Source organism: Microbulbifer discodermiae, from assembly GCF_040742695.1.
In the GTDB taxonomy this organism is placed as follows: domain Bacteria; phylum Pseudomonadota; class Gammaproteobacteria; order Pseudomonadales; family Cellvibrionaceae; genus Microbulbifer.
Map to the genome: position 1 here is coordinate 1 of NZ_JBFLAB010000076.1, position 11937 is coordinate 11937.

At 58.2% G+C, this 11937-nt stretch carries 2 protein-coding genes; both read left to right on the forward strand.

Annotation, left to right across the window (positions count from 1 at the left end; genetic code table 11):
• A partial coding sequence (locus AB1S50_RS17565; protein WP_367152415.1) for an amino acid adenylation domain-containing protein occupies positions 1-3733 on the forward strand: 3733 nt, incomplete at its 5' end.
• On the forward strand, positions 3730-11937 hold an 8208-nt coding region (locus tag AB1S50_RS17570), incomplete at its 3' end, for an amino acid adenylation domain-containing protein (protein ID WP_367152417.1). The genes AB1S50_RS17565 and AB1S50_RS17570, both read left to right, overlap by 4 nt.

Sequence of the window (11937 nt, forward strand, 5' to 3'; positions counted from 1 at the left end):
GGACAAGGGACTCCTGTGGTCGCGTCTGCGCCGGCATTTGCGCCTGACAGGCCAGGCTCTGCCGGAGGCCTTTGTCGCTCTTGAGGGCCTGCCGCGCGAGGCCAGCGGGCGCCTGGATCGCCGGGCCCTGCCGGAACCCGAACGCGAGCTCACAGCCTTTGCCGCGCCCGAGGGAGAAACGGAAACCCTGCTGGCCGCATTCTGGAGTGAACTGATCGGGCGTCAGCCCGTGGGGCGTCACGATGTCTTCTTCGAAGTTGGTGGCTACTCCCTGTTGGCTTCCCAACTGGCGGCCCGCATCCGTGAGGCCTTCCGCGTCGATATCCCCGTGCGTGAACTCTTTGCCCACACCACAGTGCAGGCCCAGGCGGCACTGATCGACACCCGCCGTGCCAATACCGGCGCCGGCGAGGCCCTTGCGCCGCCTGCCCTGATCCCGGTGTCACGGGACGAGCCCCTTCCCCTGTCCTACGCCCAGCAGCGCTTGTGGTTTCTGGGCCGTTACATGGGGCCCAACCCGGTCTACAACATTCCCCTGGCCGTGCGCCTGCGCGGCGATGTCGAGTTGGCGCTGCTCAAGCAAAGTCTCGCCCACCTGATCCAGCGCCACGAAAGCCTGCGCACACGCTTTGCCTACGACGGCCGCCAGGCGGTACAAGTGATCGACGAGGAGGTGCCCGCTCTGAGTCTTGAGGTGGTGCGCTCCACTGCCGAGGTACAGAGCATCAGCCAGGCGGAGTGGATGCATCCCTTTGATGTGACCGCTGAGCGCCTCAGCCGTTTTCGCCTGCTGTGCGACGAACGCGACGGCAGTCATCTGCTGTTGATCACCCTGCACCACAGTATCGCCGATGGCTGGTCCCTGGGGATTTTGTTCCGCGAACTGGTGAGCGTGTATCGCGACCTGAAGGCGGGGCGCAGCCCCACACTGCCACCACTGTCGGTGCAGTACGCCGATTACGCCCAGTGGCAGCGGCGCTGTCTGGAAGGCGAGACCCTCACCCGACAGCTTGCGTACTGGAAAACCCAGCTGCGCGACCTGCCGACCCGTTTGACCCTGGCAACAGACCGCCCGCGGCCGGCGGAGCAGAGCTTTCACGGCGCCTATGCCAGTCTGTCGATTCCGCTGGAGCAGACGCAGCGCATCAAAGCCCTGGCCGGCGCCCAGGGGGTCACCCTGTTTATGACACTGATCTCAGTGTTTGCGGTGCTGCTCGCTCGCTACTCGGGGCAGCGCGACCTGGCCATTGGCACACCCATGGCCAACCGGCATCTGCCGGCGACAGAATCATTGATTGGTTTTTTTATCAACTCCGTGGTGTTGCGTTTTGACCTTGAACGGGACCCCTCGTTTATCGAACTATTGCGCGCCACCCGGGAGACAACCCTGGATGCCCACGCCCACCAGGACATTCCTTTTGAACGGCTGGTGGACGAGTTGAACCCGGAGCGCAGCGTGAGCTACTCGCCCCTGTTTCAGGTGTCGTTCTCTCTGGTGAACACCCCGGTGGACGACGTGGCGTTGGACGAGCTGGCGCTGAGTTGCGAGTCCATGGCCGATGATCAGGAGGGGATCTCGCGCTATGACATCACTTTCAATCTGTCGGAGACAGAAACGGGCCTGCGCGGGGGGATGGAGTACAACACCGACTTGTTTGACCGCGTCACGATTGAGCGCATGCTGGACCACTACCAGCGCCTGCTGAGTGCCGCAGTGGCTTCGCCGGCGCTGCCGGTGTCGCATCTGGAATTGCTGAGTGGCGAGGAGCGCCGGCAGCAGCTCGAGCTGTGGAATGACAATGGGGCAGCCTTTCCCGCGCAGACGCTGCACGGTCTGCTGGAGGTCCAGGCGCAGGCGCGACCCGATGCGGTGGCCCTGGTTTGTCAGGATCAGCAGCTGACCTACGGCGAACTGGACCGCCGCGCCAACCAGATCGCCCACTATCTGTTGGATCGCGGTCTGAAGCCGGAACAGTGTGTCGGCGTGTGCACGGAGCGATCTATCGAACTGGTGGCCGGTTTGCTCGGTATTCTCAAGGCCGGCGGCTGTTACGTGCCCCTGGACCCAGAGTATCCGCCGGCGCGCCTCGAGGCCATGATGGCCCATTGCGCCTGTTCCATGGTGCTGACAGAACAACACCTGTTGGAAGAACTGGAATTCCTGAGCGAGGTCCGCATCCTGCTGCTGGACGCCGAGCTTTATCCAATGACTCTGGGAAAATACCCGGGCGACAATCTCCCCGCCCACATGGCGTCCGTATCACCCGGGCATCTCGCTTACATTACTTATACCTCCGGCAGTACGGGTAAACCCAAGGGCGTTTGCATTACTCACGGGAATATTCTCAGCCTGGTGGCAGCCGGACATCGCCTCGCTGCCGATGCCGGCCAGGTGGTGGGCCAGTTCTCCAATTATGTCTTTGATGCAATCACTTACGAACTTTGGGGCGCCCTGGCCGCCGGTGCCCGCGCAGTGATGGTAGCGCGCGAACAGACCCTTGAGCTGCCGCAATTGGAGGATGTCATTTTGCGCCAGCGAATTGATATCGCTTTTTTTACCACGGCGCTGTTCAACCGGGTCAGTCTAACCATTCCAGGTTGTTTAAAAAGACTGCAAAAGCTTCTGTTCGGTGGCGAAGCTTTTTCAGCCGAGGCTATCGATGGTGCGCTGCGGGCACTGCCGGGGGAATTACATCATGTCTATGGGCCCACAGAATGCACGACCTTTGCCACGGTTCATACCATTGAGCCTGCGATCTTTGCTCAAACCCAAACGGCACCCATCGGTCGCGCGCTGGCGAACAATACAGGCTTTGTGTTGCACGACAACAGCTCACTGGCACCCGTCGGAGTGGTGGGGGAGCTGTGCATCGGTGGTGCGGGCCTGTCGCGGGGCTATCTGAAACACCCCAGGCTGACGGCTGAAAAATTTGTGCCCAATCCCTATGCGCAAACTCCCGGCGAGCGCCTTTACTGCAGCGGTGACCTCGCGCGCGCACTGCCGGATGGCGAACTCGAATTTATTGGTCGCGTAGATACCCAGGTCAAGGTGCGTGGCTTCCGGATTGAACTTGGCGAAATCGAAAATCACCTGCTGCAGCACGAGCGTGTTGAAGAGGTGGTGGTGCTGGCCAGGGACAATCCCCTGGGTGCAAAAAGTCTGGTCGCCTACCTGGTGCTTGACCGGGATGCCATCGATGACGAATGGCACCAGTTGCAACTGCGCTTGATGGAGTATCTGCAGGAGCGGTTGCCCGATTACATGGTTCCCAGCGCCTTCGTACGCTTGCCGGCAATCCCCCTTACACCCAACCGCAAGGTGGATCAACGGGCACTGCCGGCACCTGCGGACCAGGATTTTGCCCGCTCGCGCTATCAGGCCCCGAGTAGTGACATGGAGGTAACGCTGGTTGCGCTTTGGCAGGAAAATTTGAAGGTGGAAAAAATCGGCATCGAAGACAATTACTTTTCCCTTGGCGGTGACTCTATCCGTTCCATTTCCCTGGTGGCCGAAGCCAAAGAGCGTGGACTTGTGTTTTCCGTCAAGGATTTGTTTTCCAATCCTACCGTCGCAGCTCTGGCGAGTGTGATCACCAAGATGAGCGATGAAAAAAATAACGAGCCGGATCTGTCGGAACCGTGGCAGGAGTTGGATACCTTTTCCATGCTCACGGAAGAAGAAAAGCTGTCTCTGTTGAATAATTTTTCTGTCGAAGCGGAAGATAAGTCGTGAATAAAGTCCTCGAAAAGCCGGTCATCGAAGACGCGTACCCCATGTCGCTGCTGCAGCAGGGCATGGTTTACCACACGATGCAGCGACCCGATCTAAGTGTGTATCACGATGTGACGCTCTACCGCTTTGAATTGTCCTGGGACGTTGAGGTATTTCGACAAACATTGAATTATCTGGTGAAAAAACACGCCATACTGCGAACGGTATTTAATCTGGAACAGGGCCGGCCGCTGCAGTTTGTGATGAAGGTTGAATCGGCGCAGTTTAGTTCAACCGATTTAAGTGATCTTCATCCGGAGGAAAAGGAGCACCAGCTGCGACTCTGGCTTGACAGGGAGAAAGCCAGGGGTGTCGATTTGAGTACTTTCCCCTGGGTGCTACATATTTTTTTGCTGTCGCCGCAAGAAATCGCCTTTGGCATGAGCTTTCACCACGCCTTATGGGACGGTTGGAGCAATGCCACGTTTATCAGTGAACTGCTGGCCACCTATCACACCCTGCAAGAAAACCGGGAAATTTCGCAACAGGCGCCCCCGCCGCCTTACAAATATTTTATTCTACTGGAACAGAAAGCGCTCGCATCGGAAGATATGCAGCGCTACTGGAAAGAAAAATTCGAGGGTGTCAACCCACCCTGGTGGCAGGGTCAACTACAAAGCACCAGTGTGCGCTTTGGTTATCCGGTGAGCCAGGATCAGAGTCGCGCGGTGGTGGCCCTGGCCCGCAAGTACGGTGTCCAGGAAAAAAGTATCTGGACAGCACTGTATCTGGCATTTGTGTCTTTACTGAACGGCAGTGACGATGTCTTTGGTTCGGTGGTGATGCACGGCCGCCCGGAAATGTCCGGCAGTGAAAAAACCCTGGGACTTTTTGTCAATACGCTACCTGTGCGCCTTAATCTCCAGGGTATGACCGGACCACAACTGATAAATTCAGCGGAATCTGAGTTACAGCAGTTGCAGGCCATGAAACATTTTCCCTTGGCCTCAGTGCAAAAACAGACGGGAGTGGATTTTTCCTCTTCTATATTTAATTACACAAACTTCCACGTATATGAGCAGGAGAATGCCTCGGCCAATATTCTCGGCGGCGGTGGCTTTGAGGAAACCAACTACCTTCTGTCGATAAATGTCTCGAAAAATTCCTCAAATCAGCGCCACAGTCTCTACATCAATGTCGACCCGACAGTGTTTTCCGACGATATGCAAAGGCGTTTCCCCGGATATATCGGCAATATTCTGGATTTTCTTTTGGCCGGAGGGGACAAATGCATCGACCGCGGTGCCTGGCTCGGAGGGCAGGAATATCATCAGCAAATTGAACAATGGAATCCACCGCCAGCGGCGATCGCGAAGGGTGAATTGTGTATCGATGAGCGATTTGAGCTCCAGAGTTCGCGCGCTCCCGATGCCGTAGCGCTGGTCGAGGAGGGCACCGCAGGGCTCCCTCATCAGCTTACTTACGGGGAATTATCGTGGCGTTCGGACCGGCTAGCCCTGGCTCTTATGGACAGAGGCATCACCGCGGACGATCTGGTGGGCATTTGGGTGGCGGGATCCAACGAGATGCTGATAGGCATCCTTGGCATCCTCAAAGCGGGGGGCGCCTATGTGCCCCTCGACCACGCACATCCAGCGAGTCGAATCGCCTACATAGTGGAAGATGCGGCACTGAAGTTTGTGGTAAGCCCCCAGGCGTTCGACAGCTGCAGTGCCGAGGACGCTCTGGAGGGCTGCGAGCGAGTGTGGTTGGATTGCCCTCCATCGAGAAAAGGGATACCGAGTGAGGAATTGGCGACTCGGCTCCTCGAACACCGCAAGCAGCGATCCACGAAGAATATCGCCTATGTCATTTACACCTCCGGCACTACGGGTAAACCCAAAGGCGTACTGGTAGAACATCGCAACGTGAACCGATTGTTCACTGTCTGCCAGGGGGATTTTGGCTTTCATTCCGGTGACGTGTGGACCCAGTTTCACTCCTATGCCTTCGATTTTTCGGTCTGGGAAATATGGGGGGCACTTTTCTACGGCGGCCGTCTGGTGATGGTGCCGCGAACAACCAGTCGCTCGCCCGAAGATTTCTACCGACTGTTGATTCGTCAGCAGGTGACCATACTCAACCAGACGCCGACCATATTCAACCAGGTCATCGCCGTGGACGAAGAACTGCAACAGCCTTTGTCTCTTCGTCGAGTGATCTTTGGCGGTGAAGCGTTGGATGTTAAAAAACTCGCCCGCTGGTTTGAACGTCACGATGAGCAAGCCGTAAAACTCGTTAACATGTACGGTATTACGGAGACCACTGTGCATGTCACGTATCGTCCTTTGGGTAAACGGGATCTCAGCAGTGCGGCGAGTGTCATCGGTCGGCCTCTGAGCGATTTGAGCCTGTACCTCCTCGGCGATGGCCTGGCGCCACTGCCGGTGGGCGCCGTGGGCGAAATATTTGTCGGCGGCAGAGGTGTGACGCGCGGTTATTTACATCGCCCGGAGCTCTCCGCCCTGCGCTTTGTCGACAGCCCTTTTAAGCCGGGCGAGCGACTCTATCGAACAGGTGACCTGGGAAGATTCCGGGGAAATGGTGAACTCGAATATCTCGGTCGCATCGACCAGCAGGTTAAAGTTCGGGGATATCGCATTGAACTCGGGGAGATTGAGCAGGTATTGCTTGAGCATCCGGAGGTGGATGATGCCGTGGTTATTGCAAGGGCGGATGAGCAGGACAATAAACGTCTGTTCGCGTATCTGGTAGGCAAGCATGCCGGGGAAGTCCAGCGTAACGCGATCCGCGCCCATGCGTCCGGACAACTGCCGTCTTACATGGTGCCAAGCGCCTTTATTTTTCTGGATGCTATTCCACTGACGGTAAATGGAAAACTCGACCACAACGCGCTGCCGAAAGCTGACACTCTTTCCAATAGAGCCTATGTGGCACCGCGTTCCGAGGTGGACATGCAACTCTGCCAGGTCTGGCAGCGAGTGCTAAAGGTTGAGCGGGTCGGTATCGACGATAATTTTTTCGCCCTTGGCGGGGATTCCATTTTGTCCATACAGGTGGTGTCTCGAGCCAAAACCCTGGGTCTTAAGCTCAGCGTTAAAGATGTGTTGACCTTTCCCACTGTGCGTCAACTCGCTTCAAGCGTAACAGCCATAGACAGTTCGGCTGTGGATGTGGATACCCGGCAATCGACCGGCGAGCTGAATTTACTGCCTATTCAACAATGGTTTTTTTCTCATCGCGCGCAGAATCCACAGCACTTTCATCAGTCGCAGCTGTTGACAGTTCCCGAAGGCTTTGATGTGACATTCTTGCGCGCCTGGGTTGAGGCCCTGTATCGACGTCACGATGTGCTGCGATTGGGCTTTAGCTGTGAGAGTGAGGCCTGGAGAGGTTTTTTTCACGCCTCAAGCGCCAAGCGTGTCGATGCCTCTGTTGTTAATGTGCCAATTGATGCTAAAGAAAACTGGCAGCAGGCGGTTAAAATCAGCGCGCTTGAAGTTAAGCAGCAAGTGAACTTGAGCGAAGGCCCTCTGTTTTATGCGGTGTATTTCGATCGCTGCGGACGGGGTGAGGGTGCGCTACTGCTGGTATTTCACCACCTGATTATTGATGGCGTCAGCTGGCGTATTGTTTTGCAGGATTTGGCGCTTGGTTTTGATCAGTGGCGACACAAAAAAAACATTGCGCTGGCGGCGAGAACCAGTCCCTATCAGCAGTGGTCGCGTGCGTTGTGCGAGCATGCAAAGGGCGGAATAAGTTCAGAGGAAAAAGATTTTTGGTGCCGCCAGTTAAGTGGCGAGACTGCATCACTTGCCGCTGATGGGGAACTGCAGGGTCGGGATACCAGCGGCTCTGCCCGGCGAAAAATTGCCGATCTGGATCCTGGGCGTACCCAGGCGCTATTGAGTGGAATTCACCAGGTCTACGGAACACAAATTCAGGACATTTTATTGAGTGCTCTGGTTGCGGCATTTAACCGCGTTACCGGGCAGCCTCGGCTTCGCGTTCACCTCGAAGGGCACGGTAGGGAAGAGAGCGTTGTCTCAGATATTGACCTGAGCGAGACGGTTGGCTGGTTTACCTCCTTCTATCCCCTTTGTTTGCGAGCGCCTGCGCGGGCGAAGGATTTTTCCGCGCTGATTCTTGGGGTGAAAGAGGCTTTAAGGCAGGTACCCAATCACGGTCTTGGCTTTGGAGTGTTGCGATATTTAACCCGGGACAAAGAAATTATCGCTCTGCAGGAAGCCTGCCCGGTACAGGTGGTATTTAATTACTTGGGCCAGTTTGATGGATCGGTAGACGAGGCGCCAATATTTGCCCCTCTCGACCTGGACACCGGGCCGGATATGGATGAGGCACACCCCCGTAATCATAGCCTCGGATTTAACGGCGCCGTCAGTGACGGCTGTTTGCGTTTCATTCTCGACTATCATCCCGAGCGCCATCATCCCTCGACGGTGGATGCGCTGTTCGACGCATTTTTTGACAGCCTGCAAATGCTGATCGAGCACTGTGAGAAGAACGCCATCCGCCGTTTTTCTCCGAGCGATTTTCCTCTAGCCAGCCTCGATCAGGCTCGCGTGGATATGCTGCAGGATCGCTATTCCGGGTTGGTCGACGTGTTCCCGGCCTCGAGTATGCAGCAGGGGCTGATTTTTCACAGCATGCTCGATGCGCATCGTGAAGCCTACGTCACTCAACTGTTTATGGATTTTCACGGAGACTTTAAGCCAGCCGTGTTCCAATCCGCCTGGCAGGACTTGATCGATCGGCATGGTGTGTTTCGCACAGCCTTCACAGAAGACACAGGCGACCAGACGCTGCAGGTGGTGGTAGAGCGGGTGGAGGTTCCCTGGCAGGAGCTGGACTGGCGATGCCTGGAGACAGTTCAGCAGGAGGAGTCCTTTGCCGAACACTGTGCCAGTGATCGCGAGCGGGGATTCGATTTTGCCCGGGCGCCACTGCTGAGGATGAGTTTGATACGACTGTCCGACAGGCGTTATCGCTGGCTTTGGACGCACCATCACAGCCTGTTGGATGGCTGGAGTATTCCCATCGTCTTGCAGGAGCTTTTCAGCGCATACACACACCTACGGCAGGGTAAAGCGCCACAGCTGCCACCGACGCGTGATTTTCGCGAGTACATTGTCTGGCTGCAGGCACAGAACAGAGAGAGGGCAAACGACTTCTGGCGCCAGCAGCTGCAGAGTGTCTCGGGGCCCACTTCTCTGGCGTTTTCGGCCGATCCGATGTCGACTGGCGATGCTGCCAGACGCGAGCAGAGCCTTTGCCTGTCGGCGTCCCTGACCGCCAGGCTTATGCGACAGGCGCAGCGCTGCAGCGTGACCTTGAACACCCTCGTTCAGGCTGCATGGGCCTACCTTCTGTATCGGCACAGCGGTGGCGAAAAACAGGTGGTCTTTGGTCAAACAGTCTCGGGCCGACAGGCGGATGTCGACGGCATAGAGGCCATGGTTGGCCTGTTCATTAATACCCTGCCTGTTGTGGTCCCGGTGGATCCAGAGGAGCCTGTTGAGATTTGGCTTCAGCGTTTACAAAAACATCAGGCGCAGCGTGAGACCTTTGGCTATTTACCTCTGAGCGAAATTCAGCAATACGCCGGGATGCCAGCCGGCAGCCGCTTGTTTAACACTCTGCTCATTTTTGAAAACTACCCTGTTGAAGATGCCGTCGATCAGCAAAAGAGTGATGAAACTTCGCCCCTGGGCTTTGACATAGAACGAATCGGCCACGACGAAGCGGCCGATTACGGTATCACCTTAATCGCACTGCCGGGGGAGGCGCTGCGGCTGGATATGAGTTGTACACCAGACGCCTGTTCACAGGTGTCGATGGAAGCGCTGATCGACGGTCTCCGCTGTGTGCTCGAGGGCCTTGCCCTCCCGAACCCCGGTAGGGTAGGAGCCCTTTCCTATCTCACCGAAGACCGAGAAAAGGCGCTGTTTCAATACGGTTGTGGACCGGCACTGGAACCAATGGCAGCGCCCTCTCTGCACGGTCTGCTGGAGGTCCAGGCGCAGGCGCGACCCGATGCGGTGGCCCTGGTTTGTCAGGATCAGCAGCTGACCTACGGCGAACTGGACCGCCGCGCCAATGGTTTGGCCCAGCATTTGATCGCGGCCGGTGTGGAGCCGGAAACGCCCGTGGGCCTCTGCGTCCACCGCTCGCCGTTGATGGTGGTGGGCATGCTCGGCATCCTCAAGGCCGGGGCCTGTTACGTGCCCCTGGATCCCGCCTACCCGCCCAAGCGACTGGCCCATGTGTTGAGCCACAGCGGTATTCGTACCCTGGTGACCCAACAGGCCTTGAGCGCCTCGGGTGCCGTTGATGTGGCCCAGGTGTCGCACCGTATCGACCTGGATCGCCTGCCAGCGACGAGTGTAGAGCGTGCACCTGAGCTTCCCGTGCACCCCGATCAGCTGGCCTATGTTATTTATACTTCAGGCAGCACCGGGCAGCCCAAGGGCGTGCGTCTCACCCACGCCAACGCGGTGAATTTTCTCTCGAGTATGCAGGCTGCGCCCGGCATCAAAGCCCGCGACCGTTTGCTCGCGGTCACCACCTTGTCTTTTGATATCGCCCTGCTGGAACTGTTGTTGCCCCTGAGCGTCGGCGCCTGCGTGAGCATTGTGCCCGAGGAGCGTGTGATGCAGGGCGACTGGTTGGCTGCGGCACTTGCGGACCAGCACATCAGCCTGATGCAGGCCACGCCGGTGACCTGGAAATTGTTGTTGCAAAGCGGTTGGCCCGGGCGTTCCCAACTTGCGGCACTGGTGGGCGGGGAGGCCGTCCCCCCGGCGCTGGCCGCGACCCTGGTAGATAAGGTCGGTAGCCTGTGGAACATGTATGGTCCCACGGAAACCTGCGTGTGGTCGGCGGTGCAGGCGCTGGATGCGGGTTTGACCTCGGGGGGCTCAGTGCCCATCGGCCGCCCCATCCACAACACCCAGCTCTATATTCTCGACCGCGAGGGTCAGCTCTGCCCCGAAGGAGTGGTGGGGGAAGTCCACATCGGCGGTGCGGGCCTGTCACCGGGCTATTTCAAACAGCCGGATCTTAGCGCTCTGCGCTTCGTGCCCAATCCCTATGCACAGACTCCCGGCGAGCGTCTCTACTGCACTGGCGACTTGGGTCGACTGCTGCCTGGCAGTGGTGGGGCCTTGGAGTGCCTGGGGCGTATAGACCAGCAGGTTAAGGTGCGCGGTTTTCGGATTGAGCTTGGAGAGGTGGAGACTGCGCTGCAGCAGCACGCCCAGGTGCAAGATGCGGTGGCCGTGGTGCAAAACAGCGCGGATTCAGGGGACGAGCCAGGGGACGCCCGCCTGGTGGCCTATGTTGTGATGCGTGGGGGCGATACGGAAGCGGCGAGTGCTGAGAAGAGCGCTGAAGAGGTCAGTGCCCTGCGCGAACACCTGGCCGAGCGCCTGCCGTCGTATATGCTGCCCTCCTTTATCGTGCCTCTCGAACGGCTGCCTTTAACGGACAACGGCAAAGTGGATCGGCGAAAACTGCCGCTGTTCGAGCAGGGTACATGGCAGAGCGGGTCTGCAACGCCAGAGGGCCCCACAGAATCCCTGCTGGCCAGCCTCTGGCAGGCCCTGCTGCAGGTTCCCCCGGTGGGGCGGGAGGACAACTTCTTCGAGCTGGGCGGTCACTCGCTGCTGGCCACGCAGTTGGTGTCCCGCATCCGCGCCGCCTTCGGCGTCGACCTGCCGATCCGCTGCCTGTTTGAATACCAGACCCTCAAGGCCCAGGCCCGGGCCCTGGAGCAAGCCTTAAAGCACGGTGCGACCGAGGCCCACCCCCCCCTGGTGCCAGTGCCCCGGGAGCCGGGGCGTGAGGCGCCCCTGTCCTATGCCCAGCAGCGTCTGTGGTTTTTGGGGCAGTACACGGGGCCGAGCGATGTCTACAACATGCCCTTGGCGCTTGAGATTTGTGGTCAGGTCAAGGAGGCGGCACTGCTGAAGGCTCTGGCGGCGTTGTTTGCACGTCACGAGAGTCTGCGCACCTGCTTTCGGGTGCACGGCGACGAGGCTTGGCAGGTGATCGACGCCGAAGGCCCGGCCCTTGCAGTGGAAGCGGTGGAAAGCGAGGCCGAACTGCAGCGCATTGCCGCTGCCGAGCGTCATTACGCCTTTGACCTGGCGGCCGACGCCCTGTGCCGGGTGCGCCTGTTGCGC